General features: G+C 42.3%; 21 protein-coding genes. 10 read left to right on the top strand and 11 right to left on the bottom strand.

The genetic code is table 11. From position 1 onward, the window contains the following. Positions 1-142: 142 nt before the first annotated feature. Positions 143-838, bottom strand: coding sequence for a hypothetical protein (locus tag H6G75_RS29270; protein ID WP_242051682.1), 696 nt, complete (start codon positions 836-838; stop codon positions 143-145). 399 nt (positions 839-1,237) lie between these two features. Here H6G75_RS29270 and H6G75_RS29265 point away from each other — a divergent pair, with 399 nt between their 5' ends. After that, positions 1,238-3,235, top strand: coding sequence for a DNA polymerase III subunit gamma/tau (locus tag H6G75_RS29265; protein WP_190983415.1), 1,998 nt, complete (start codon positions 1,238-1,240; stop codon positions 3,233-3,235). A gap of 272 nt (positions 3,236-3,507) precedes the next feature. On the opposite strand, the gene H6G75_RS29260 is transcribed toward H6G75_RS29265, so the two are convergent. Together H6G75_RS29260 and H6G75_RS29255 are read right to left on the bottom strand one after the other, a co-directional pair. After that, positions 3,508-4,245, bottom strand: a complete 738-nt coding sequence (locus H6G75_RS29260) for a class I SAM-dependent methyltransferase (RefSeq protein ID WP_190983414.1) — start codon at positions 4,243-4,245, stop codon at positions 3,508-3,510. A gap of 108 nt (positions 4,246-4,353) precedes the next feature. Then, positions 4,354-5,760: a glycosyltransferase family 2 protein gene (locus H6G75_RS29255; RefSeq protein ID WP_190983413.1), complete on the bottom strand. Its 1,407-nt coding sequence runs from the start codon at positions 5,758-5,760 to the stop codon at positions 4,354-4,356. A 633-nt stretch (positions 5,761-6,393) separates the two neighbouring features. Between H6G75_RS29255 and ebsA the strand changes: the two genes are divergently transcribed. From ebsA to H6G75_RS29230, 5 genes are all read left to right on the top strand, one after another. Continuing rightward, the gene (gene ebsA / locus H6G75_RS29250; RefSeq protein WP_062294946.1) at positions 6,394-6,768 is read left to right on the top strand and encodes a type IV pilus biogenesis protein EbsA; all 375 of its coding nucleotides are present in this window, start codon (positions 6,394-6,396) and stop codon (positions 6,766-6,768) included. A 330-nt stretch (positions 6,769-7,098) separates the two neighbouring features. Further along, complete coding sequence (locus H6G75_RS29245) at positions 7,099-8,193, top strand: DRTGG domain-containing protein (RefSeq protein ID WP_190983412.1); 1,095 nt, start codon at positions 7,099-7,101, stop codon at positions 8,191-8,193. Positions 8,194-8,517: 324 nt separating this feature from the next. After that, positions 8,518-9,021 (top strand): hypothetical protein, encoded by a 504-nt coding sequence (locus tag H6G75_RS29240; RefSeq protein WP_062294944.1) that lies wholly within the window; start codon positions 8,518-8,520, stop codon positions 9,019-9,021. A gap of 94 nt (positions 9,022-9,115) precedes the next feature. Beyond that, positions 9,116-9,511, top strand: coding sequence for an MAPEG family protein (locus H6G75_RS29235; protein ID WP_190983411.1), 396 nt, complete (start codon positions 9,116-9,118; stop codon positions 9,509-9,511). 69 nt (positions 9,512-9,580) lie between these two features. Beyond that, positions 9,581-10,072: a YajQ family cyclic di-GMP-binding protein gene (locus H6G75_RS29230; RefSeq protein WP_190590174.1), complete on the top strand. Its 492-nt coding sequence runs from the start codon at positions 9,581-9,583 to the stop codon at positions 10,070-10,072. A 691-nt stretch (positions 10,073-10,763) separates the two neighbouring features. On the opposite strand, the gene H6G75_RS29225 is transcribed toward H6G75_RS29230, so the two are convergent. Both H6G75_RS29225 and H6G75_RS29220 read right to left on the bottom strand, forming a co-directional pair. Then, on the bottom strand, positions 10,764-11,639 hold the full coding sequence (locus tag H6G75_RS29225; RefSeq protein WP_190983410.1) for a DUF3153 domain-containing protein: 876 nt from the start codon (positions 11,637-11,639) through the stop codon (positions 10,764-10,766). A 151-nt stretch (positions 11,640-11,790) separates the two neighbouring features. Beyond that, positions 11,791-12,321 (bottom strand): tetratricopeptide repeat protein, encoded by a 531-nt coding sequence (locus H6G75_RS29220; RefSeq protein WP_190983409.1) that lies wholly within the window; start codon positions 12,319-12,321, stop codon positions 11,791-11,793. Positions 12,322-12,472: 151 nt separating this feature from the next. Here H6G75_RS29220 and H6G75_RS29215 point away from each other — a divergent pair, with 151 nt between their 5' ends. Further along, a complete protein-coding gene (locus H6G75_RS29215) occupies positions 12,473-12,886 on the top strand; it encodes a hypothetical protein (RefSeq protein ID WP_190969366.1) in 414 nt (137 codons plus the stop codon). A gap of 176 nt (positions 12,887-13,062) precedes the next feature. Here H6G75_RS29215 and argB read toward each other — a convergent pair whose 3' ends face one another. From argB to H6G75_RS29200, 3 genes are all read right to left on the bottom strand, one after another. Then, a complete protein-coding gene (gene argB / locus H6G75_RS29210) occupies positions 13,063-13,956 on the bottom strand; it encodes an acetylglutamate kinase (RefSeq protein WP_190969367.1) in 894 nt (297 codons plus the stop codon). A 161-nt stretch (positions 13,957-14,117) separates the two neighbouring features. Continuing rightward, on the bottom strand, positions 14,118-14,678 hold the full coding sequence (locus H6G75_RS29205) for a shikimate kinase (protein ID WP_190983408.1): 561 nt from the start codon (positions 14,676-14,678) through the stop codon (positions 14,118-14,120). Between the two features lie 133 nt (positions 14,679-14,811). Then, positions 14,812-16,449 carry an NB-ARC domain-containing protein gene (locus tag H6G75_RS29200; RefSeq protein WP_190983407.1) on the bottom strand — a complete coding sequence of 546 codons (1,638 nt, stop codon included), beginning with the start codon at positions 16,447-16,449 and terminating at the stop codon, positions 14,812-14,814. A gap of 471 nt (positions 16,450-16,920) precedes the next feature. On the opposite strand from H6G75_RS29200, the gene H6G75_RS29195 reads away from it, so the two are divergent. Continuing rightward, positions 16,921-17,121, top strand: a complete 201-nt coding sequence (locus H6G75_RS29195) for a hypothetical protein (RefSeq protein ID WP_190983406.1) — start codon at positions 16,921-16,923, stop codon at positions 17,119-17,121. A gap of 414 nt (positions 17,122-17,535) precedes the next feature. On the opposite strand, the gene H6G75_RS29190 is transcribed toward H6G75_RS29195, so the two are convergent. From H6G75_RS29190 to H6G75_RS29180, 3 genes are all read right to left on the bottom strand, one after another. Then, on the bottom strand, positions 17,536-18,234 hold the full coding sequence (locus tag H6G75_RS29190; protein WP_190983405.1) for a LapA family protein: 699 nt from the start codon (positions 18,232-18,234) through the stop codon (positions 17,536-17,538). A gap of 175 nt (positions 18,235-18,409) precedes the next feature. Then, positions 18,410-19,030, bottom strand: a complete 621-nt coding sequence (locus H6G75_RS29185; protein WP_190983404.1) for a flavin prenyltransferase UbiX — start codon at positions 19,028-19,030, stop codon at positions 18,410-18,412. Positions 19,031-19,049: 19 nt separating this feature from the next. After that, positions 19,050-21,401, bottom strand: coding sequence for a ribonuclease R family protein (locus H6G75_RS29180; protein WP_190983403.1), 2,352 nt, complete (start codon positions 21,399-21,401; stop codon positions 19,050-19,052). Positions 21,402-22,450: 1,049 nt separating this feature from the next. On the opposite strand from H6G75_RS29180, the gene H6G75_RS29175 reads away from it, so the two are divergent. Beyond that, entirely contained in the window at positions 22,451-23,293 is an 843-nt protein-coding gene (locus tag H6G75_RS29175; protein WP_190983402.1) for a hypothetical protein, read from the top strand. A gap of 201 nt (positions 23,294-23,494) precedes the next feature. Further along, complete coding sequence (locus H6G75_RS29170) at positions 23,495-24,289, top strand: uroporphyrinogen-III synthase (protein ID WP_190983401.1); 795 nt, start codon at positions 23,495-23,497, stop codon at positions 24,287-24,289. Positions 24,290-24,397 lie beyond the last annotated feature (108 nt).

Raw genomic sequence — 24,397 nt, 5'->3', positions numbered from 1 at the left:
AATCCTATTAAGTAAGTCTGTGGAAAAAACATAACTATGTTACGAAAAATTAACTAAGCTAAAAGCCTCTTTACTCCTGCCTTCTGCCTTCTGCCTCCTGCCTCCTGCCTTATCCTGACGATAAATATTCACGATGACCTACTTAAGTTGTCGCTTCATCAGATGGTGCGCTACTGGGCATATAGTATTGATGCACCAATTCTTTGATAATTACTTCTGCATCATCAGACTCAATTCCTAGTTGTTGGGAAATCTGCTGACGTAGGTTTTCATCTTCCTGCATCATGCTAAATAACTGCTCTAGGGTGACAGTTTGGTAATCTGCTTCCGAGGCAGAATCATCCGTTGTTTCTGTTTGTATTATTTGGTCATCATCTGACGGTGAATTGTTACTGAAAACATCTGGCCCATCATATTCCCAGATGGTTTCGCCAGAATTGCGTGTCAATAATTGCATCCCAATTTCATAAGCTTCATCGCCTAGTTCACCTACGCCCAAATCGCCTAATTGTACTAGCCGCGCTGCTAATTCATTATTCGGTGTCGGTGCAGCCAGTAATCTTTCCCCAAAGCGGCGTAACCACTCTAGCCAACGTTCTGTGGAAACCCGATGCTCAATATTATGCAGCCACTTGATCGCCCAAGCTTGTCCCCGCGCCTGATGTACGCCTTCTAGCAGTTCGGTGAAGAGAAATTCTAAATCTGTATCACTCAAAGGCGGTGCTGGCTCTTGAGAGACATTTACATCGGCTGTTTTCGGCGTTGATTTGCCGCCAAACAAGCTCTGAAAAAGGTTTTTGAGCCATTGAAGTAACCGCTTGAGCATTTGTCCCACCATAAAGTGTATTGTCTACCCTAAGATTGTAGCGATCGCTCTCGAAGATGGCGGTAGTGCAGTTAAGAAAATGTACAATCTCGGTCACTAGTACAACAAGGCAAAAGTAAAAAGCGCAAAGTAGGCGGTGTCGATTTCCGTCCCGCCTAACTTTGTAAGAAGGCAAAAGTAAAAAGAAATAATACTTATCAAGTCAGCTTTTTAGCTATTTCTAATGGTCTGCTTATTTACGCCGACCTGTACTAGCCATTTGTCATTGGCTAATAACAAAGGACTAATGACTATTTAGTTCAAATGTACTATAATTATGGAAAATAGACACCCTGCGTTTAAAATATGTGAGCGCCAATTTGGGCGTTTATGTAAAAATCGATTCTGAAAATGAATTGACATTTTCCTTCCATGCCTTACGAACCCCTGCACCACAAGTATCGCCCAAAGAGTTTTGCTGAACTGGTGGGGCAAGAGGCGATCGCTACCACCCTAATTAATGCTATCCGTACAACTAAAATTGCCCCGGCTTATTTGTTCACCGGGCCAAGAGGTACGGGTAAAACATCTAGCGCCAGGATTCTCGCTAAATCCCTCAACTGTCTTCAAAGTGACAAACCCACCGCCGAACCTTGTGGGGTATGCGATGTCTGTCAGGGAATCACCAAAGGCTACTCGTTAGACGTAATAGAGATTGATGCTGCCAGTAACACTGGTGTCGATAATATCCGCGAACTCATCGAAAAAGCACAATTCGCCCCAGTGCAGTGTCGGTATAAGGTGTACGTGGTCGATGAATGTCACATGCTCAGTACTCAGGCGTTCAATGCGTTACTAAAGACACTTGAAGAACCACCTAAGCACGTAGTATTCGTTCTCGCAACCACCGACCCACAAAGAGTTTTACCAACAATTATTTCTCGTTGTCAGAGGTTCGATTTTAGACGCATTCAATTAGAGGCGATGGTGAAGCATTTAAATGCGATCGCCTGGAAAGAAAGCATTGATATTTCGGAAGCAGCTGTTACTTTAGTAGCGCAAATTTCCCAAGGTGGGTTGCGGGATGCAGAAAGTTTACTTGACCAATTAGCTTTATTATCCGGGCAAGTCACACCGGAAAGAGTCTGGGATTTAGTCGGTTCTGTGAGTGAACGCGACTTGTTAGTATTATTGAGTGCGATCGCTCAAGATAACCCAGAAACAATCTTAGACTGTAGCCGCCACATTCTCGACCGAGGACGAGAACCACTCACTATTCTGCAAAATCTCGCCAACCTCTACCGCGACTTACTCATAGCTAAAACAGCCCCCAATCGCCAAGACTTAATAGCTTGTACTCCACAAACTTGGGCAGCCTTAGTTGAGTTAGCCCAAAACTTACACATCAGTACAATCTTGGCAGGACAACAACACCTGCGAACCGCAGAAATTCAAATTAAAAATACTACCCAGCCGCGTTTGTGGCTAGAAGTAACATTACTCGGATTGTTACCCAGTGCGAGTATTCAGCCAGCAGCTACAGTTGTTGCCCCCACAGTTAATATCCCAGCACCACAAAATAATCATCACCCATCACCACTACTAACCGAAAAAACTGCTCCCCCACCTTCAAACCCGCAACCTATATCACCGCCGCCTCACTCTGCACCTTTAAATCAGCAACCCGTCTCACCGCCACCTGTACCGCCAGTTACCGCAGAAGTCATACCTGCAAACCCGGAACCCATCTCACCGCCTTCGCCTGTAAAACAACCTGAACCTGTTGCCGCAGAAACCACACCAGAAACTGCACAACCAGACTTAACCCAAATTTGGCAGCAAGTACTGAGTAATATTCAGTTACTTCCCCGTCGGGCATTATTAGGGCAAATGTGCCATCTGATTGAGTTTAACGGTAATAGTGCGCGTGTAGGTGTCAAACCTGCATGGTACGACAAAGTTAAATCTGACCTCACCATGATTGCCGGGGCTTTTCAGCAGACTGTGAATCGCAACGTTGAAGTCAGCCTAGAAAAAGCCACAGCCGCTACTGCTTCTCCCCCAAAAAAAGAACCATCAACCAATAATTCCAATGGGGTTCACAAACCTTCTCTACCCCAAAAAAACAACCATCACCCAGCACCAACGCCCCAAACATTTACACCGCCACCACAACCAGCACCACAACTAGTCACACCGCCACCTGTAAAACCAGAATATCCCACAAATGGTAATGGTACTGCTAACATCCAACCTCCCCCACAACCCACACAAAATTCATCAGAAGAATGGGAGGAAGTAACAAGAGCCGCCCAACATTTAGCACAATTTTTCGACGGGCAGATTGTCCGCTTTGCCGATGATGGTTCCGATTTATCTGGTTCTATCACTCCGTCGGATTGGGTAGAGGAAGTTGAAGTTGATGATTAAGCAATACGCTTCAGTTAAGCTTTTGATCCCCCCTAACCCCCCTTGAAAAAGGGGGGAACAAGAATAAAAGTCCCCCTTTTTAAGGGGGATTTAGGGGGATCTGTAATGTTTAAATTTCACTAACTGAACCGTATTGGATGATTAAGGGATCTGCGGGTTAATAGTGTCCCAACCAGCCGGGTTTCGACTTCGCTCAACCCTCAAAGATCGAGAGTTGAGCGGAGTCGAAACTCGGTTTACTGGTACTTTATTTTCATGCAATTCCCTAAGTACTACTCAGGCTTACGTGCTGCAAGAATCAAAAATAGTGGAATACGCTTTCGCCGTTCGTAAGTTTCTATGTCTTGGAAGTACTCACGTTGCGGATGTGCTTCACGCAGATCCGTAATGATGAATCCAGTTTTTTGGAGGAGATAAAAATAGTCTTCGACAGTGCGGTGATATTTTTTTACTGTGCCACCAAGCCAGTTTGTCACTCGCAATCCAGTTTTGAAATAGTTATCGACGATCCAATCTTGGCGGGGTGTACCAGCCGTCCAGCCACCGTCAAACGACGTAATCACAGGATGTTCCACCGAAAACACAAACTTTCCCGATGGGGCGATCGCATCAAAAACTTTGGTAAAAATTAGTGCCAGATCAGCGACATAATGTAGGGCAAGTCTTGATATAACTAAATCAAATGCTCTCTGCGGGTACGTCCAATCCTCAATCGTTTGCAAAATAATTTTGCCAGAAGTGTTTGCCAGTGTTTGATGTGCAAGATTCGCCATCTTATGTGAGCCTTCGATGCCAATGTAGCTCGCCGCTCCCTGCTGGAGAAGTTCACGCCCAATTGCTGCATCACCGCACCCCATGTCAAGAATACGTTTGTCAGTAATGGGTTGAATGAGATCCATAAATACTGGCTTTTCCAGCGTATCATTGGGCGTATCTACACCTTGACGACGTTGCATATAGTTTGCAAAAACCGCCTCATCGTCAAAAAAGTTTGGGCCTGTCTTCTCCATGTAAAGGTACCAAGTCTTAATTATTTGTAATATTATTTTTTCTACTCCAAAAGCAAAAGGGCAAAAGAAACACACTCTTTTGCCCTTTGCCTTTTAACTTTTGCCTTTTTATTCTCCACTACCAGAATGTACTGTCTTTACCCATTTCAGGCGCTTTGGCCTAAAGGACATTCTGGCGGTGGTACTACTCATTACTACTAACCAGTGCAGCATATATAATGTGCCGCGCAGGGTTTGTAGTAATAACACTGGATAAGTCGCAACAGTGAATTTCTGCTCTTGACGTATCCGTCTTAGTCCGGCAAACATACCAAAAACGGACATAGATACAGACAAGGTAGTGACTGGGCCTAGCAGTGGTAGGCGATGCTTGGCAATGGCCATTAATAAGTCTGGGATGGCAGCCGTTGGCAAGATGTACATGGTAATCATAAACATGAGCATATCCCAGGTTTTACGGGTTCCCATGCGGTTTTTCAGAATCAGATCCCAGTAATCTAAATAACGCTGATAGCCACCTTCTGCCCAACGGTTGCGCTGATGCCAAAGCGCGATCGCATTTGTCACACCTTCTTCCTGCACGGCTGGGGAGAAGACACACTCAATATCCCAGTTGTCCAAATGCAAGCGCAAGGTCATATCTAAGTCATCAGTGATGGTTTCCTCATTCCATCCACCACAACTATCTAAGGCGGTGCGGCGGACAAATTGACCGTTACCCCGCAATTCACCAATCCCACCCAAAGCAATGCGCTGTTGTTGGAACCAAGTGTCCAGTGCCATTTCTGCCATCTGTCCCTTAGTCCAAAAGTTTTCTTTAGCGTTGGCGATCGCTTTCCGCACCTGCACCGCACCAACTTTTTCTCTTTGAAACAAAGGTACTATTTGGAGTAGCAAGTCTGATGGCACTTGAGCATCAGCATCAAACACAGCAACAATTTCGCCTTTTGTCTGCGGTAGAACTTGATTTAATGCTCCCGATTTACCGCCACCTGCTTGGGGGGAACGCCTCAGTACTTTGAGTTTTTTGTATTCCTGCGCTAGTTCCGCTAGGATTTGCGGTGTTTTGTCGGTACTGTTATCGTCAATTATCCAAACTTCGTATTGTCCATCTGGATATTCCAGATTGCACAAATTCTTGACTAACTTGCCAATCACCGCTTCCTCATTTTTGGCAGCTACCAACAAAGATACAGAAGGTAATTCACCCTGCATTTCTTTTTGATAGCGGCGAGGTTTAGCGAATATCACCACGAAGGCATGAATACCCAGGATTGTCGTCAACCCTAGAACAAAAATGTAAGCCCAAGAAGCTAAGTGTAGAGCGATCGTACCACTCCAAACTATTGACAACACCAGAGCGGCTTTACGTCTACGTCCTTGAAACCGGGATGGTTGAGACAAACGATTTGTCCCTACCAATGAATCTTCTGTCGCCGATAGGTCAGCCAACAGAGAATCTAGCGGGTCAAGCTCTTTGTATGAATCGTTTTCAGGCCAGGAGTTCGCTGGCATAGGTTACTTAATGCGATACCAGTATTTTTCTACACCCATAAATAAGCCGGGAATTTTGTAACGTCAAACTTTGACTCTGCCATCTGGCTTTACTTGCTGTATCAAAATTACGTTGCTTTTCAACGGCAACAGTAGATTCAACAAAGTAATTACAAGATAGACACAGCTTTTGGTTGTGAGACATTGCAATCAGCGTCTTGAAGACCTAATGTTAGGTTTTTTCGCCGCTACTGCCCCAGCTTGGATAAAAGCTAATGCAGCCTTATTGTAACCGAAATTTTAATATTTCTTAGTAGTAACTTTGCTGTCACTATCACAAACTCAAAACTAAAAAGACAAAATACAAAGAATTACTTATTGATTATTGCCATTATTTAACATTTCTTGCGGAATATTTTGAGGCTTTTCCACAGATTCATCATCGGTAGGGGCGGGAGGATGGTGAAGAAATCTTTCCCCCCTCTCTCTCCACACCCCCCACACTCCCCACCCATGCGTAAGAAATTCGGGTATTGCCCGTTCCCTCAACCAAAGGGCGATGATTTTGTAGTGTGTATTACCGCAGTTTTTTTGGGAATACTATTGACAACGACTAATATCCCCAGTTTCACCTAACTTGAGGAATATTCAATAATGTCTATTGAGCAACTCCAGCCTGCAACGCAGCAGCAAGCAAGCGTTTACTTGCCTTATATTCAGGGTACAAAGCGGAATTTCTTGCCCTATGCCATCAGTCTCTATCAAAAAGGTATTTTGGAGGGACACCGCAAAATAGAAGCCAGTGAAAATATTCCTTTTGTCGCTTCTTGGAACGTGGCCACCCTGCCTTCAGACTTAACGCGCTGCCGAATGCAGTTTGATGGTAATGCTGAACTCAGTTATGAAGTGATGATGGCCAGCTTTGAGTTTATTAGTTTTTTAATTGAATTAATGGAAAACTATAAACGTTATCGTGTCACAGACTTTTCCCAATCATTTTACAGAAAGTTGCTGCGTATTGATGAATAAATCAATTCCCTGAAAGTCTAGGGTATAGGATTACAAGGGAAAACTATTTCCCTTGAACCTAGCCCAGACAGTTATGCTTACGAGTATTAAGATATATTTTAGTTGATATATTTGGCATCCAGCCCATAACATTTTAAGCATTATTTTAAATACCAAGTAGTTAGTAACCTTACAGCATCAATACTGTAGATAAAAGCTATTTTTTGCACAAAAAAAATGTTCTCACTCAAAAACTATGCTCGCCAAGAGCGTAAGTCTTTTGCTGGAACAAACTAAAATTAGTAAACACCTAGCTGGGTTCTACTTCCTTTTGAAATTAGGAGTGCATGTGTGCCGAAATCTGCTAAACATTTGCTGATTGGCTCAACCGAAACTTATAGCGGAAAATCTGCAACAGTTTTGGGTTTGTCTTATCAGCTACAGCAAAAAGGACTGGATATTGCTTACGGCAAACCGCTGGGAACTTGTTTGACAACCTCTAGCGGTACCTTAATTGAAGAAGATGTCCAGTTTATTGCTTCTAGCCTGAATCTAGCAGCAAACCGCATTGCGCCTACCATGCTGGCTTTAGATGCAGTCAGTGTCCAAAAACGTTTAAGCGGCGAAGATAACAATAATTATCGCCAGTCGTTGATTCAGGAATATTTGCAAGTTACTCGTGGCGATTTAGTCTTACTGGAGGGGCCAGGTAATTTAACAGAAGGACATTTATTTGATTTATCAACTCTACAAGTTGCAGAAGTTTTAGATGCTGCGGTTTTGTTGGTTAATCGTTACAATTCGTTACTTTCTCTAGATGCGTTGTTGGCAGCACAAGAGCGTGTGGGCGATCGCTTGGTAGGTGTTGTTCTCAATGATATTCCTCCCCAAGAATTGGAAATGGTTGAAAACCTTGTGCGTCCATTTTTGGAACAGCAAGGCATTGCTGTATTAGGAACACTGCCAAAAAATGATTTGCTACGCAGTGTCAGCGTCGGGGAACTAGTCAAACAGTTAAATGCTGAAGTTCTTTGCCGGAGCGATCGCTTAGATTTGATGGTAGAAAGTCTGGCCATTGGGGCGATGAACGTCAATGCGGCTGTCAAGTATTTCCGCAAACGGCGTAACATGGCAGTCGTCACAGGAGGTGATCGGGTAGAAATTCAACAAGCTGCCCTAGAAACCTCAACTCAATGCCTAATTCTCACAGGACAATTACCACCACCGCAATTTATTCTCAGTCGGGCTGAAGAACTGGAAATCCCCATTTTGTCTGTTGACTTAGATACCTTGACAACTGTAGAAATTGTTGACCGGACTTTTGGCCAAGTACGTGTCCATGAACCAATTAAGGTGCAGTGCATCCGCCAATTGATGAATGAGCATTTTGACATTGAGCGTTTATTACTGAAACTGGGCTTAAGTACAGCAGCAGCCTTATCTTAGCCACACACCAAGCATCTTTGAGATTGAGCCTCAGAATTTTAGATTTTAAATTTTGGATTTTGGATTGCCGGGTTAAATCTAAAATCCAAAATCTAAAATTGGCCCGGTCAATGTTCACAAAAGCCTAATTTTGGTTAACTCTAGCAATCCTCAATGATTTATCAACATCTCTCTCCCTTGTCCACCCTGTCTTCCTTGTCTCCCTTCGCCAGCTACTTACTTAAATAATTCAAAAATTGTAGCAATGTCTAACTTCAGCTGGCTGTCTACCTACGCTCTGTTTGGTAAAATAGCTGGGTCGTTAAATTCTAATTAATTTTATCTTTGAGCCAGTCAATAGACCTTATTAACCTCGATACATTAGCGCAAGAACTGGCGACAATCCAGCAAACAGGTTCTAAGCGAATTGCTTTGCTGGGTTCTCGTCATGTGCCGATTACCCATCAAAATCTGATTGAAATGATGACTTATGCCTTGGTGTTATCAGGCAATCGGATTATTACCTCTGGGGCTACGGGAACGAATTCAGCTGCGATTAAGGGCGCAATGCGGGCTGATCCCAATTTGCTGACTGTAATTCTGCCGCAAAGCTTGGAACGTCAGCCTTACGAATCTCGGCAACAGTTAGAACAGGTAATGCACCTGGTAGAAAATCCCAGTAACGATAACCTGACTTTGGCTGAAGCTAGTTACATCTGTAACAAAGAGATTGTCTCCCGTTGTCAGCAGTTAATTTGTTTTGCTTTTCATGACAGTCGCACTCTGCTACAAACTTGTGGGGATGCCGAAGAACAAAGAAAAGTAGTAACTTTGTTTTACTTTGATTAGTCATTTATCCGTTGTCATTTGTCTTTTGTCATTTGCAATTTACTCATGACCAATGACCAATGACTAATGACTAATAATTATGGACTAGTAACTAATGACTATTTTTTTGTACTGTATTGCCGCAGCTGCTGTATTAGTTTATCTGCCGTTTTTGCTGGTGGCTTATGCCCGGTTGAGTGTGGGATATGATATTTCCGCACCCCGCGCGATGTTTGATAAATTGCCACCTTATGCTCAACGAGCGACTTGGGCGCATCAAAATTCTTTTGAAACATTCATAATTTTTGCTGTCGCCGCATTGATGGCTTATGTCACTAATGTTGATTCTAGTGTGGCTGTAGTTGCGGCGATCGCTTTTGTCGTGACGCGGTTGTTATACTCTATCTTTTATATTTTGAATATACCGCTTTTGCGATCGCTGATGTTTGCTATTGGTTCTTTGGGTTCTGCAACTCTCTTCTTCTTTAGCATCCTGCAAGCAAATAATTAAAATTAGGGAAGAGGAGAGATAATACCAATTACCAATAAACTCATCCACAATCCCAAAGTTAACATTTTTATGGCTTCAACTTACTCCTTTGACATTGTGAGCGATTTTGATCGGCAAGAATTAGTTAACGCTGTTGATCAAGTTGTGCGAGACGTTAACAGTCGGTATGACCTCAAAGATACTAAAACTACAGTTGAATTGGGTGAAACAACTATTACTGTTAATACAGACAGTGAGTTTACTTTAGATTCTGTACACAACATTCTGCGCGAAAAAGCTGCCAAGCGTAGTCTCTCGCAAAAGATTTTTGAATTTGGCAAAGTTGAATCTGCAAGTGGTAATCGTGTACGTCAAGAAATCACCCTCAAAAAAGGTATCAGCCAGGAAATTGCCAAGCAAATTTCTAAATTGATTCGTGATGAATTTAAAAAAGTACAAGCTTCCATTCAAGGTGATGCTGTGCGGGTTTCTGCTAAATCAAAAGATGATTTGCAAATTGTCATCCAACGATTAAAACAAGAAGACTATCCAGTTGCATTACAATTTACAAACTATCGTTAGGAAATACCTAAATCTAGTTAAAGTTTTTCCAAGAAACTGCCAGCGAGTTATTGTTCGTTGGCAGTTTGTTTTATAGAAGAAGGCAGGAGGCAGGAGGCAGAAGGCAGGAGGAAAAGCAATCTTAAATAATTGATAAACATCTCTCTCCCTTATCTCCCTTGTCTACTAGTCTCTTTCGTTCCTATCTCACACAGGACTGCTATATCCCAAAATAATTAGGTACATCTTCATAGAGAATAGTTATAAGTAGAGTTATTGTTCGAGATTAGTCAAATGCGTGATCCACAGAAGAATACTATTAAAATTGACCCAGCAACTGTTGTTTTAATTGCTTCCATATTAATACTTTTACCTCTTGTACTCACTGGTTTGTTCTGGCAGTAAGAAGATAATAGAAAGATTGACCCTTGCTCAGGTATCTAGACAATGAAATCTGGTGTCAGATTTCATCAACCGCAAGAAGAAGACATTTATGATTAGAATGGGGAACAACTCAAGCCAGAGGTGCGCCAACATCGTACAACAAGGCAAAAGTAAAAAGCGCAAAGTAGGCGGTGTCGGTTTCCGTCCCGCCTAACTTTGTAAGAAGGCAAAAGTAAAAAGAAATAATAAAGAATAGAATTCGCAGCTTTGAATAAGAAGTCAGAATTCTGATTCCTGAATTCTGACTCCTGAATTCTATTTTGATAAATTAAGGTTCTGTAGCAGTTGATTGAGGCGTAAACTGAACTCTCGGATCTGGCATAAAATTGTATCTGAGGTACAATCCACCCCAAACAAACAACACAATTAACAAAGCACCAATACCCAAAGGACTGGGAAGCCAAAATACTACTTCTATATGATTGAGTTCACCGGGTTGGAGTCGCCATAGCAGTTGATTACCTTGTTTTTCTGGTTCGACTGCATTTTCGGTGAGTAGAATATTTTTGGCACCCCAGGGAGTGTTTAAGCTAAATTCTAAATTGAGAATTGCACCTGGATCAGCAATGACGTTACCTTTACTGGCAATTAACGCCAGCGATCGCAAGTCTAAATCATAAATTAACCGATTCCGCACTAACAATAAAAAATTATTCTGGAATAGCAGTAAATTAGATTCTATTTTCGGTAATTCCGCATCAGCTTCACTATTTGTAGCCGCTACTTTTTGATTGTTATGGGAATTAAAAAAGTCATTAAACTTAGTTTGTAATTCTTGACCATTACTAAAGGGAATCGTAACTATTAGTTCTTCTTGCGAAATACGCTTGACTTTACCTTCTAGTTTACGAGTACGATTTTCTATACTATCTAACCAGGCATATACATAATCACCACTAAAACTAGTAAGCTGTTCACCTAACTTAATATGCTGCACTAGTTCGCCGCTATTGGAGTGATGAAAATTCACGCCAACATCATACTTTACACACCCAGATAACAACAGGGATGTAAATACTACTAGCCACAAAATAGTTTTTCTTGGGGAAAAGATGTGGTTAATGTTGTGTCTGATTTGTATTGTTAACCAGCCAAATGGTTGAGTTAACAACATCAATATTTTTCCCAACTTAGAAAAATTCATCACTGTATTTCTCCTGAAAAAATCGATTAAGGATGAAGTGTAAAGGATGAAATCGCAAATTACTCCTTTATTTTTACCCTTTTTCATCCTTTATCCTTATTAATATGATTTAGTCAAATAACTTAACTAATCTTGACTTTTTCTGACTATCTTAAAAAGCCAACCAAGTTAAGTAGGAGAGAATTAATCCAATAGCAGCGAGCGCCACCCAAATAAAGCGATTATCTTTGGTATTAACTTGGCTGAGATCAACAAATTCCTGTTCAGCAGGTTTTTTCTTGACAGAAGATTTGGCGGGATTAGCTGCCACCCGCATTTTCGATTCATTATCTGATAATGCACCCAAATCGGGAATCTCCGTCATCCATTCGCTGGGGCGTTTCAGCTTTGGTGCTTGTAAAATATAGAGCAATCGCCGAGCTTGTTTATTCGTTTCGGAATAGGGATGGCGTTGTAGTTGTTTGCAAAGTGCGATCGCTTCTTCATTTCTGCCGGCTGCTTCATAAGCTGTTACTAGCCACAATTGCGCTTCTCCCCCTAAGCGGGAATTCCGCACTAACAAGGCGCTGGCCTTTTCCAGATTTTCAATCGCTTCCCGATACTGCCCATTTTCAAAGGCAATTCTCCCAGCTTGGTAACGCTTTCTGGCAATTTCTAAACTTTGTTCACTCACGTCTTGCATATTAAATCAGCACTGCTTTAATTTTGCCAACGCCAGTAATCTTTTTGTAATCTTTTCAAAAGCTGGCAATCTTCAAGTAAATAAGCTTTTACAATTCTAACTAGAAGTCATCTGTAAAAACCCTTAATTATGCAATGCAGGTGAGCAAAATATGGTAGATATCAAGCTTTCTCAACTGAATTGGCTAGGAGCCGGAATCACTTTGGTATTGATGAGTACCGTAATTACTCCAGCTTCAGCCCAACAAGTGATTGTGATTGATCGCAGCAATCCTTTTAGCGTCAGTCAGCCGCCTGCTGTTGGTTCTTTTATTTATGGTAGTCCGATTCCCACGCCTATGCCCGTAGATCCCACAACAGGGCTTTTACCTAGCCGCACCATCTACCCCAATTATTATCCCCAAGTCAGGTACGACAGGTTCAATAATTCCACGCTGGTGAATCCGACTTTGATTAATCCCATTATTAAAGATTCCACAATCGTGAATCCAGTGATTATCAATAATTCCTGGCAACGGACACCATTTAGAGGGCGATCGCGGGTGATTATCACTCATCCTTGGTAATGATGTTAATCCTTTGTCATTAGTCATTTGTTACAGCAGAAGGCAGGAGGCAGGAGGCAGGAGGAAAAGTCTTATTATTCCTGGGCATTCAAGCTTTCAAATTGTCCTAACATATCGGACTACCGCTATAAACCAAAGAACACAGGACAAATGACAAAGGACAAATGACCAATAACTTAAGCAAAGTGAGAACCAGAAATCATCGTCCCGATCCCAACATCGGTAAAGATTTCCAGTAACAGTGCGTGGGGTAGACGACCATCGATAATATGTGCAGCCCTGACTCCTTGAGCGAGCGATCGCACACAACAATTAACTTTGGGAATCATCCCGCCACTGACTACACCACTAGCAATCAATTCCCTCGCTTCCCGAATATCCACTTTGGGAATCAACGTCGATGGGTCTTTGTAATCTTTTAAAATCCCTCTAGTATCGGTCAGCAAAATTAACTTTTCTGCCCCTAGCGCCGCCGCAATTTCCCCCGCAATGGTATCTGCGTTAATGTTATAAGCCTGTCCCGAATCATCGGCGGCGACACTTGACACTACTGGAATATAACCGTTACTCGACAGAGTTTCTAAAATTTTGATATTAACACCGCTAACTTCACCTACAAAGCCGATACCTTCTTGACCTTGGGGACGGGCGGTAATTAAGTGACCATCTTTGCCACATAGCCCCACAGCCATACCACCAGCTTGGTTAATTAAGGCCACAATTTCTTTATTTACCCGACCAACTAACACCATTTCCACAACATCCATTGTGGCAGCGTCAGTAACTCGTAAACCATTCTTAAATTGTGGTTCAATGCCTAATTTATCTAACCAACTGTTAATTTCTGGGCCGCCACCGTGAACAAGAATGGGACGCAAACCAACACAAGATAAAAAGACAATATCGCGGATTACCTTGTCTTTGAGGGTGCTGTCTTTCATCGCCGCACCACCATATTTCACAACAACAGTACGTCCCGCGAATTGTTGAATGTAGGGTAATGCTTCGCTGAGTACCCGCACACGGGTGGCTTCAGCTTGCCTGATATACTCAGTATCGTTGACCATCATGGTTGAGATTTTAAACCTATGCAGTCAGTGTAGAAGACTTTTTCACTGGTCACAATCTCTTAGTTGGAAGTGCTGAGTGCTGAGTCACCGAAGTTTGCTCAACGCGGGGAACCCGCGCACGCAACTTCTCGCTGAGTGCTGAGTATCAACAGAGGGATCGCTCAATTTTCTACATTCTGGTGTGATGCAGTAGTTTTCAACACGCTAGGAATGGCTGCCATAACTCTGTTAGCGATTTGCTCTGGTGTTTCACCTTCGTTGATGATGATGTGTAAATCAGCTTGGGCGTAGAGTGCTTGGCGTTGTTCGAGGAGCGATCGCAATTTACCTTGGGGATCAGGATCTTGTAGTAATGGTCTGGTATTATCTTCCGCCAAGCGGGTGTAGAGTAATTCCACAGGTACATCTAGCCACACAATTAAACCGTGGCGCAAGTAACTCCAATTTTCTCGCCGCAGCACAATACCGCCACCTGTGGCTACAGTCAATTTCAGATGGGCGCTAATTTGTGCCAATACATCACTTTCCAACTGGCGGAATGCAGCTTCTCCTTCTTCGGCGAATAACTGATTGATGGATCTACCTGTGGCTTGAGTAATCACATTATCAGTATCTACAAACCCATAACCCAACTGCTGTGCTAGTAATCGTCCTACCGTTGTTTTACCAGCGCCCATCATCCCAATCAAGTACAGGCTGACTCCTTGCAATAAGCTGCTCATACAATTTTAGATTTGAAATTTTAGATTTTGGATTGGGAATTACTGTTTGTGTCTTGGCTTGCTGTTAACTTCTCCTTTCAACTACGCTCGCCCGTTGCTTTACTCCAGTAAATTCTCAACTCCTCACTTTACTTTAAATCTCGGCATTCAAGCGACTTTGTTTGATATGGTTTTTGAGGTGGGCTGCAAAAATAGTCTGACTCATTAAAAAGTAGCTTTCTTGTTCTTCACTTAATTTCAAGTTTTCCTCAAGTAACCGTTCAACTATATACTCCGTTAACACTACAGTTAACGAAAAGCTAGAAGCTTGTTGTTCGATGGGTGTAGGTGTAGTTTTTTCCAGTAGCGATCGCTTATGCAACAAATCGACAGCTTCTAAGATTAATCTTTGCGACAATCTAGGCGATAACCCTGGTATGGTGTTTTTCTGCAATTGTCGCACCGAAACAGCATTTTTATTCATTGCCAACCAGTACATCATGTGCTTTTCTAATTGCGACAAACGATTAAACTGTTGGTCTAATATGGTGCGAATTTCGCCAAAAACTACAGTTCCCTGCTGAATAAACTCATCAACATTGCCCCCAAATAAATCTTGAATTGTCGTCGCTACTAATTTCAGAAATAAGGGGTTGCCGGCATATTGTTCTGACAAGATGCGGAATTTTTCTGCTGATATATTTAATAATCCTTGATATTTTAGCAGTGACAGACTTTCTGATTGATTTAAACCAGTCAATCTGAACGATCGCACAGGTAATGTGTTCCCTTCTAAAGCTGCTATCTCTGGAGTTTTTTCTCGGCTGGTTAATAGTAAGCAACTTTGATGTTGAGATTCACCTATCCGCCTGATCAGTTCACCATAGATTTCATACCCTGAACGGTATTGTATTTGCGGCAGGATAAAAGCAGGAACATGATTCTTTATCCCTTGGTGACTAACTGTTAAATTAGTATTAATATCATTACTGGCTAAAACCGCATCCAAATTATCTAAAATAATTAAACATTTATTATTCCGCAGAAAATCTATCAATTGAGAGATGCGCCCTTCTAGAGTATCTGCAATTACTATCTCGGCACTGGGCGATAAAGTCTGAATTAACTGTTCAATTATCTGCTCTGGGGCAGGGGCAAGACGTAGCGATCGCCAGATAACATAATCGAACTGATATTTAATTTCTTGTGCTAACTTCACCGAGAAAGCAGTCTTACCAATCCCACCCATACCCAATAGTAAGAGTAAGCGGCAGCCTTCTTGCACAATCCATTGCTGAGTTTTTGCAACTTCTGTAGTGCGACCATGAAAAACACTCACATCAATTGCTTCACCCCAATCTTGAACCGATGTAAATGGAGTTTTTGCTAAATCTGTCTCTGGAGTTGTCTGTGTTTGTTGGGAAATAATGGCTGCTGGTAATTGAAACCTAATTTTCTTATACCCAGCTTTCTCAAGTAAATAAGTTACACGGCTCCAATTTTTCACCTTCACTGAGTAGCCAGCAGTATTACTCAGCATTTCTTCTATATACTTGTATAATCCATTAGACAAATAAACTCTAACGGTACTACTACTCCGACTTTGATAAACTATACTGGCAATTTCCGCCGGACTACAACCACACAGTAAACCTCTCAAGAATTTCTTTTCTACAGGTGTTAAAGCCTTACCCTTTGTTGAAGCTAAATCTACGTATAACTTTTCTAACTCCCAATTACTTTTAGCTTCAAAAAATTCTTCTTCTGCCTGATTTGCATCTGGTGTTATCATTACCATTATTGATGTATTTTATATAACCCCGAAAATATCCTAACTATTATTCGATGAAGTCAGAATAAATCAAAATTAAATTTATAACGAATTTACTAACTGTTGTTAGGTGACTTGGAAGTTATTACTTAGATATCTTTAGACTTAACGGAATTTTTATAAAGCTTGTTTGAAACTTTAAGCAAACAAATTCAGTCAACATAAATCTACGTAACTTTTGGTCTGTACTGTGAGAATTTTTAGATTGGCATCCCACTGTGTTTTCAACATCACATTATTGGAATTCTAAAGTTCTTGGAAACTAGCTTCTCATCAATAATTTTTGCCAAGCAAGGTGTAAAAAATGACTGGATTTTTGAGCTTGTCAGAACTAAGCTTTGCAAAATTTAAGGTATAAACACCAAAACTGATGCGTAATCTACCGAAATCAGCCCGAATAAATTAATTGTGGTGTGTTAAGAGGCATCAACCATGACTCGAATTCGTGACGTTGTACATCAAGCTTTAGCAACTGGCTATTTAACGGTTGAAGCAGAAAACCAATTGCGCCATTTATTAACTACTCGCTATGACCTAGAAGATTTCAATGCTTTCATGTCATTACAAGAAGCGGCAATGAATGGCAAAGTTAAGCAAGAATCGCGGGAAAGAAGTGTGAAGTGTGAAGTGTGAACTAGCCCCGACGAATGGAATTCGCACGCCAGTGAGGGAGTCGGCAAAGCCGCCCAACGCACTGGCTCGGCTATAAAAACGTAGACGCGCAGGCGGCTTCCCGCAGGGCAGTCCGCCTGCGCGGACTAACTTAAAATCAAGGGTTTTGAACCCGCGCAGGAGGTCACTGAGCTTGTCCTGAGCGTAGCCGAAGGGCTTGTCGAAGTGCGAGTTTTGTCTGTGTAGCCGTGACTTTAGTCGCTAGGTGCAAGATGTGAATAAACAAGACTACCATCCCCCTAGCTTGAAAGTGCTGAGTGCTGAGTGCTGAGTAAAAATGCTAGTTCCACTTTCATACTTGGCTATGAAACAAGATTCATCGGGACTGATCCTCTCCTGCCCCTGCCTCCTGCCTTCTGCCTCCAATCTACTCAATCACTTCCGTGGTTTTTCATTATCCCCAAATTCATCATCTTCAAAAAATGACCAGTCATCGTCATCATTAGTATTTTTGGGTTCGTCTTCAGGCTGTTTGTAGGGAGGAATAATCACGCGGTAGTCAGCATCATAAACTGATTCTGTTTTGCCTGCCGCCGTATTTTTTGGTTCGCGGTAGCTGTAAGAGTAGGTCGAACCAGACTTAGAAGTAGTTTTTGGCTCTGGCTGGCGTTCTTCTGGCTCAAAATTGCGTTCTGGCTGAGTTTTTGCTCTGGGGGGAGGGGTGGGTTCTGACTTTTCCTCAAAATCCCAATCATCGTTATTATTGCTAGTTTCCCAATCATCAAATTCTTCACTCTCGGCCGTCTGATTTGACCTAGAGGATGATGGCGGAGTATAAGGTTGAGATTGGGGTTCTTCTCTACGTGGTCTGGTGACACGCCTGGGAGTGACTCGTGATTTCGGGGCTGGTTGCGATTGCCCTGCAAAATAACTTGATAATTTAAATAAAGTAGTAATCAATACAGATGTCAACGCACCCGCAGTAGTAACGAATAATATCCACATCGCTAGGGGTAATGGTTGAGTACGCACCCCCAAAAATACTAACGATATGGGGGGCGACCAGTTCTGCACTAACAAAAGTGTTAGTCCTCCTAGTATTGCCACTAATAAAATTAAGCGAAGTACAGCCATAAATAAGGCAAAAGTTAAAAGGCAAAAGTTAAAAGTTATTTAGATCAATGAAAACAAAAGGTAAGAGTAAAAAAGTAAAAGACAGTCTATCTTACTTTTACATTTTTACTTTTACCCTTCGGGTTCAGCAGTTGCTTCAAGTCGGGAGACCCGCCCAACGCACTGCCTCACCTTTTTACTTCCTTCCTTGCCATCGTTGAATGGGGATGCAGTCAATCTCCAATTGATCTAAAGTCCTGGCAACAACGAAATCTACCAAATCCTCGATAGTTTGCGGGTTGTGATACCAAGCGGGAATAGCTGGAACAATTCTCACACCCGTTTCTGCCAAGGTTGTTAAGTTACGCAGATGAATCAGGCTAAAGGGAGTTTCACGGGGAACGATAACTAGTTTGCGTCCTTCTTTGATTTGGACATCGGCGGCTCGTTCCAGTAGGTCGGAACTCAAGCCACCAGCGAGCTTGGCAACTGTACTCATACTACAAGGGATGATGATCATCCCCAAAGTGCGAAAGGAGCCACTAGCGATATTGGCTCCCACATCACTCCAAGGATGACAGCGTAGTTTGCCTGCAACAGCTACTCCTGCTTGTTCGCGCCAGAATTGCTCTTGTTGAGTTGGTTCGGCTGGCATTTTAATTTCCTGTTCTGCTTGCCAAACCATGTAACTTGATTTAGAGGCAACTAATTCAATTTCATAGTCAGCAGCAAGCAAATACTTGAGAGCGCGAACGGCATAAATTAGCCCAGATGCTCCTGATACGCCAATGATTAAAGGCTTGGTGTGATGTGACACGCGGTTTTCTTAACAAAACTTATTCATCATCAGCATAAGCTTCTAAATCGCTAGGTTCAAGGTCACGAGATAGATAAATCTCATCTCGGTCATCGTTAAGACTAGAATTACCTAAGCCTTTAGGTAGGCCATCACTGCCAACGGTGACTAAATCAATTTGTTGGCGGTAATAATCGACACTTTTTACCTGGACAGATACACGATCGCCTAATCTGTAAGAAGCGCGATTTTTTCGACCAAACAAGGCTTGTTGTCTGGCGCGATATTCATACCAGTCATCTTTTAATGAACTAACGTGGACTAATCCTTCTACCCGTAATGGCGCACTGGGATGTTTTTGTTTGGGTGTGTCTGTGGTTGGGACTTCAATTTCCACAAAGAACCCGTAGGACTGCACACCAGTAATTACGCCTTGGAAGACTTGCCCGATACGTTGTTTCATCAGTTGGGCTTTTTGCAACCCTGCCAAGTCAGCTTCAGCTTCTTGGACTTCTTTTTCGCGGTCGTTGAGTTGAATAATTACTCTGGTCAAATCGCTTTGCAGTTCTTGTTGCAATTCGGGCGGTAAGACGTTCCAGTTAACTTCGATGTGGGAAGAAGAATGACGTAAGTTAACGCGGTCTTTAACGCGGGTAGTGCGGCGATCGCGCCCATGTTCAATCAGTCGGTAGTAAACTCGTTGCAAGAGCAAATCGGGATAGCGGCGTAAGGGCGAAGTACAGTGGGTGTATTGCGCTAGTGCCAAGCCAAAATGACTGCCTTTGGTGGTGCTGTAGGCGGCTGGTTTGAGGGTGTCTTGCAACAAATAAGTTAACACCTGTTCGGAAGGTGATTCGGCAAAGGCTCGCGTTAATAACTGGTAATCTAAGGGTTGAATATCTGCTTCGGGGTCTAATGTCAGTTCCACACCCAAATTAATTGCCAGTTTGAGCATTTCTTGGACATCTTCGGGATCAGGTGCGCCTTGGACTCGCCAAATGGCAGGAATACCTAAAGCACTGAGATGTTCTGCCATTAGTTGATTGACTAACAGCGTAAACTCGGTGAGGAGCGATCGCACAGTTAAATTATTCACCACAACCGCACCTAACATTCCTTCATCAAAGTAAGGATTTTGATTAGGTGGCAAGTTTAACTGCAAGCTACCACGGGCTAGACGTGCTTGTTTGACAACTTGGTGTAAACCTTCAAGGTTTTGCAATAACTGAATGACTTCCTCAGATTCCTTGCTAGGTTGACCACCAAGAACTGCTTCCGCCTTGTCTTTATTAATGGCGGTATCAACATTAATCACACTTGGCTGAATTTCCCATTCTTCCACTTCACCGGATGTTGGGTCGATGGTGATTAAGAATGAGAGTGTGAGGCGATCGCTTCCTGCTGCCAAAGAACAGCGATCGGCTACAGTGTCTGGTAACATAGGCAAGACTAAATCACCCAAGTACACAGAACGTCCGCGCTTCAAAGCTTCTCTGTCTAAAATTTCATCGGGTTGAATGAAGTGAGAAACATCGGCAATGTGAAAGCCTAAACGCCAACCTTTGTTGGTTTTTTCCAAACTCAAAGCATTTTCTACTAACTTGGCATCAGTATTGATCCCCGTAATTGCCAAGGTAAATAAACTGCGTAAATCTAATCTGGTTTTGATATCAGCTTTGAGTATGCGTTTGGGTAACTTCGCAGCTGCTTCTTGTACAGCTTCGGAAAAATTGCGGGATAAATCATGTTTACAAGTCACCAAATCAATATCGGCGGCGGCTTCCGCATCGCTACCCAAAATTTGCACGACCCTTCCCAGGGGGGGATATTGCGCTAACGGATAACGCAGTACTTCCACATGGGCGAGATGGTCGATGGCTTCGGCAAAAGTCATCCCATTTGTTTGCAACTTGAGTTCAAACAACAGGCGATCATCTAAAGGTACAGCGCGAAAACCACTTTCTACTTGTTTAATCCGCGCTAGTAAAGTGTGATTAGAACGTTCTAAAATTAACTTAACTTCGCCTTCGGGAGAGCGCCGCCGACTGCCTTCTTTGAGAACTCTTACCAAAACGCGATCGCCATTCCACGCATTACTTAAATGACTTTCGCGGATGTAGATATCTTCTGCGCCTTCTACATCTTGAATCGCAAAACAAAAGCCCTTACTAGAACAACGGAGTTTGGCTTCAATCACGCCTTCTTCAAAGACGCGGCGATATTTGCCCCGTTCTTTGACTAAAATTCCGATTTTTTCGAGAATATCTAAGGCAATATGCAGTTTTTCTAAACTATCCTCATCTTCGCAGCCAAGTTTCTTTTCTAAAACTTTCCGAGCTACCAATTTATCATCGGTGAAATTGGCAAGGAGTGTAGCGATTGAAAATTCCATGCAGTGAACCGACCTTTGGTCAAAACATCATGTTGGTTTAATCTGGTTCTGTTCTGTATACCCTCACGGCCTACAGATACTAACTAACTGGAAACGAGTTGCCTTGAGGCATGGTTCTGTGAAGTTCCCCATCGAGGAAATTAACCTACCTTGAGATCAACTTACCCCCGAAATTTGAGAACTTCTCACTGCATGACCATTTCAGAGTTGACTGGCGCTTTCTGCTCCTTCACTAAACCAAACTGATAAAGTACGCCTGATGAGGGGGTTTTACCTGCTAAGTAATTACGCGAAGGGTTTTTGAGAGGCTGGCTTAAGATTCATCTCCACAGTACCCAAAAGCGATAGATTCGGAAAAACCACAGGTGTTTGATTGTCTAGCTTGAAGGTGCTTTTACGCCATCCGACTCTGATGTTTAACTAGGAGAAACTGCCGATTAACCCAATATTCCCACATGTAGAATCGGTAACAATTAGGTCAGCAGTCATACAAGCAGTGAGGGCGAACCTTATCTCCATTATTGTAGATTTAGAGCGTACTTCTAGGAAATAATTCTAAATAGAGATTTAGGTAAACAGTATAGCACTTAAGGCGATTATCACCTACATAAATAGAGCTAGTGGTTCATTATGCCCCAAAATAATTTTTACTGCTGCAATGACAACACTACAGACAAAGCATAAACATTACTCTGAGTTTTAAGATACCAGAAAAATTAGCTGGAGGATGGGGCGGGAGTTGTAGGCGATCGCTTTGCCGGACAAATCAACTTTGCCCAATCTGAGATTTCCTAAAATTTTTCTCTGCCGACCCAGGAATTATGGACTTAAACTAAAATATTTCCATAGATTCACTGTGGACATATTATAGTTATCTTCCTTTCTGTTGTTTATTTCTCCAACTTGGGCATTGGGGTAAATATAGCAGTTGCCAGATTAATTAGGGCGAGGAATAATTGTCAAACATCCTTGTTTCCTGTTCTCGGTTCCCTGCTGTAGATAAAATAAACCCCGTGATTTAGCAGACATTAGATTTTGGTGACAGTATTATGTTGGCTCAATTTCAGAGCTTATATCCCAACGGTAGTTTAACTTCCGAATTAGTAGACATTTTTCAAGGCAAATATATTGTTAGAGCTAGTGTGCAGATTGACGGTGTAATCCGCGCTACTGGTTTAGCCGCAGCCGAAACCGTAGAAGCCGCAGAAGACCAAGCCCGCAACCGGGCGCTGATAGTATTAGGGGTAAACAATACACCACAAACTCAGGCAGAATCATCACCGCAAGTGACAAACTCTGTAGCTTCTAATCCTGTAATTCAGACAACAGTAGGTGTAAGTGAATCAACTTATGCCGCTACACCTGATAAGAGTTTGGAATTAGTGACTAGTAAACCGGAAATATCTCCAGTAGCTGCTAGTAGTAAAACTATCGCACCCGATTTATTTGCCACTGAAGCATTAAGCATTGATACTCATACCCCAGATTTAACGCCTAGTTTACCTTTGACTCCCAGTCTAGAACCAGTTTTTGTTCCCCCTGCGGATAATTTGGAAATTGAAGTTCCGCATCAGCCAGAAACACCTGCTTTTTCAGGAATGACAGCAAGTAATGTCACTCCCTTTACACCCCGCAATTATAGTTCTTCTGAAAGTACAACTACTTCCACAACAACCAGTAAAAGAAAAAAGAAAGCAGAAGCAGTTGATTTATCTGATGTGATTGCAAAAACCGATGTGGAGTTGCAACGTTTAGGCTGGACACCAGACCAAGGAAGAGAACATCTGATTAAAACCTACGGTAAACGGGGACGTACTTTGCTGACGGAAGAAGAATTACACAGCTTTTTACAATATCTCCAATCTCAACCTGATCCAATTGCGGGGTTTTAATTAGTCATTTGTCATTAGTCATTTGTCCTTTGTCATTGGAAAGGACAAATGGCTGATATTGTTTAGATTTAAGGACTCAGAAACGAACCACAGAGAGAAGTTGCGTGCGCGGTTTCCCCGCGTTGAGCAAACTTCGGTAGGCGCAGAGTACACCGAGAGATAAGAGTTTAAGAGGTTAGTGTAAGTTTTAGTTTGCAATTTATGGCTGACTATCAAAATTCATCCCATCAAAACCAAACTGCAAAACTACCTTTGAGTGGTGTTACAGTTGTTGTCACCCGCGCGGCTGAACAGTCTGATCAGTTTGTCGCGCTTCTTGAACAAATGGGTGCAACTGCATTATCGATGTCTTGCTTGTGTATTGCTCCGCCTACGAGTTATGCCAAACTAGATGATGCGATCGCTAACCTGAATCAATTTGATTGGTTGATTTTTACCTCAACTAATGGCATAGATTACTTTCTAGAGCGATTAACTAGCTTGGGTTTCAATACCAGCGCACTCGCCAAAATCAAAATAGCCGTAGTCGGGCAAAAAACAGCAGCACGCCTGCAAGCATATAACTTAACAGCAGATTTTTCACCCCCAGAATTTGTTTCAGATTCTCTGATTGCGTCTTTTCCGAACCGCAAAAATCTCAAAGGTACTAAAATTCTTTATCCCCAATTAGAAGCAGGTGGGCGAGAAAATATTGTTGAGGAACTGACTTTATTAGGTGCAGAAATCCAAGCAGTTCCCACTTATCAATCAAATTGTACAACTGAAATACCACCATTAATTGCCAAGGCTTTTCAAGCAGGTAAAATTGATGTGGTCACATTTGCTAGTCCGAAAACAGTGGGATGCTTCTATCAATTAATTAAATCTATTCATGCCGAATATGTTTTAGAAAATATTTGCATTGCTTCCATTGGCCCAGTGACCTCTAGTGCTTGCCGCAGTATTTTAAAAAGAGTTGATGTTGAAGCAAATCCTTATAAGCTCTTGTGCATTTAAATTGTGATAATAGTATCGCCTTTATTTTTGAGTTTTCGTCCCCATTTAATAATTAACGCTCCTTCATTTAAGAGTTGATGTAATAAATATTCTAGGTCTTCAATTGAT

Origin of the sequence: Nostoc sp. FACHB-280 (assembly GCF_014697615.1) — a bacterium.
Taxonomy (GTDB): Bacteria; Cyanobacteriota; Cyanobacteriia; order Cyanobacteriales; family Nostocaceae; genus Nostoc_B.
The sequence above is the reverse complement of the archived record's forward strand: the minus strand, read 5'-3'. Positions and strand labels throughout refer to the sequence as shown.

Bases quoted from the DNA above. Each gene is read 5' to 3' on its own strand.
- H6G75_RS29270 (WP_242051682.1), bottom strand. From the start codon at position 838: ATGGTGGGACAAATGCTCAAGCGGTTACTTCAATGGCTCAAAAACCTT.
- H6G75_RS29265 (WP_190983415.1), top strand. From the start codon at position 1,238: ATGCCTTACGAACCCCTGCACCACAAGTATCGCCCAAAGAGTTTTGCT.
- H6G75_RS29260 (WP_190983414.1), bottom strand. From the start codon at position 4,245: ATGGAGAAGACAGGCCCAAACTTTTTTGACGATGAGGCGGTTTTTGCA.
- H6G75_RS29255 (WP_190983413.1), bottom strand. From the start codon at position 5,760: ATGCCAGCGAACTCCTGGCCTGAAAACGATTCATACAAAGAGCTTGAC.
- ebsA (WP_062294946.1), top strand. From the start codon at position 6,394: ATGTCTATTGAGCAACTCCAGCCTGCAACGCAGCAGCAAGCAAGCGTT.
- H6G75_RS29235 (WP_190983411.1), top strand. From the start codon at position 9,116: ATGACTATTTTTTTGTACTGTATTGCCGCAGCTGCTGTATTAGTTTAT.
- H6G75_RS29230 (WP_190590174.1), top strand. From the start codon at position 9,581: ATGGCTTCAACTTACTCCTTTGACATTGTGAGCGATTTTGATCGGCAA.
- H6G75_RS29225 (WP_190983410.1), bottom strand. From the start codon at position 11,639: ATGAATTTTTCTAAGTTGGGAAAAATATTGATGTTGTTAACTCAACCA.
- H6G75_RS29220 (WP_190983409.1), bottom strand. From the start codon at position 12,321: ATGCAAGACGTGAGTGAACAAAGTTTAGAAATTGCCAGAAAGCGTTAC.
- H6G75_RS29215 (WP_190969366.1), top strand. From the start codon at position 12,473: ATGGTAGATATCAAGCTTTCTCAACTGAATTGGCTAGGAGCCGGAATC.
- argB (WP_190969367.1), bottom strand. From the start codon at position 13,956: ATGATGGTCAACGATACTGAGTATATCAGGCAAGCTGAAGCCACCCGT.
- H6G75_RS29205 (WP_190983408.1), bottom strand. From the start codon at position 14,678: ATGAGCAGCTTATTGCAAGGAGTCAGCCTGTACTTGATTGGGATGATG.
- H6G75_RS29200 (WP_190983407.1), bottom strand. From the start codon at position 16,449: ATGATAACACCAGATGCAAATCAGGCAGAAGAAGAATTTTTTGAAGCT.
- H6G75_RS29195 (WP_190983406.1), top strand. From the start codon at position 16,921: ATGACTCGAATTCGTGACGTTGTACATCAAGCTTTAGCAACTGGCTAT.
- H6G75_RS29190 (WP_190983405.1), bottom strand. From the start codon at position 18,234: ATGGCTGTACTTCGCTTAATTTTATTAGTGGCAATACTAGGAGGACTA.
- H6G75_RS29180 (WP_190983403.1), bottom strand. From the start codon at position 21,401: ATGGAATTTTCAATCGCTACACTCCTTGCCAATTTCACCGATGATAAA.
- H6G75_RS29175 (WP_190983402.1), top strand. From the start codon at position 22,451: ATGTTGGCTCAATTTCAGAGCTTATATCCCAACGGTAGTTTAACTTCC.
- H6G75_RS29170 (WP_190983401.1), top strand. From the start codon at position 23,495: ATGGCTGACTATCAAAATTCATCCCATCAAAACCAAACTGCAAAACTA.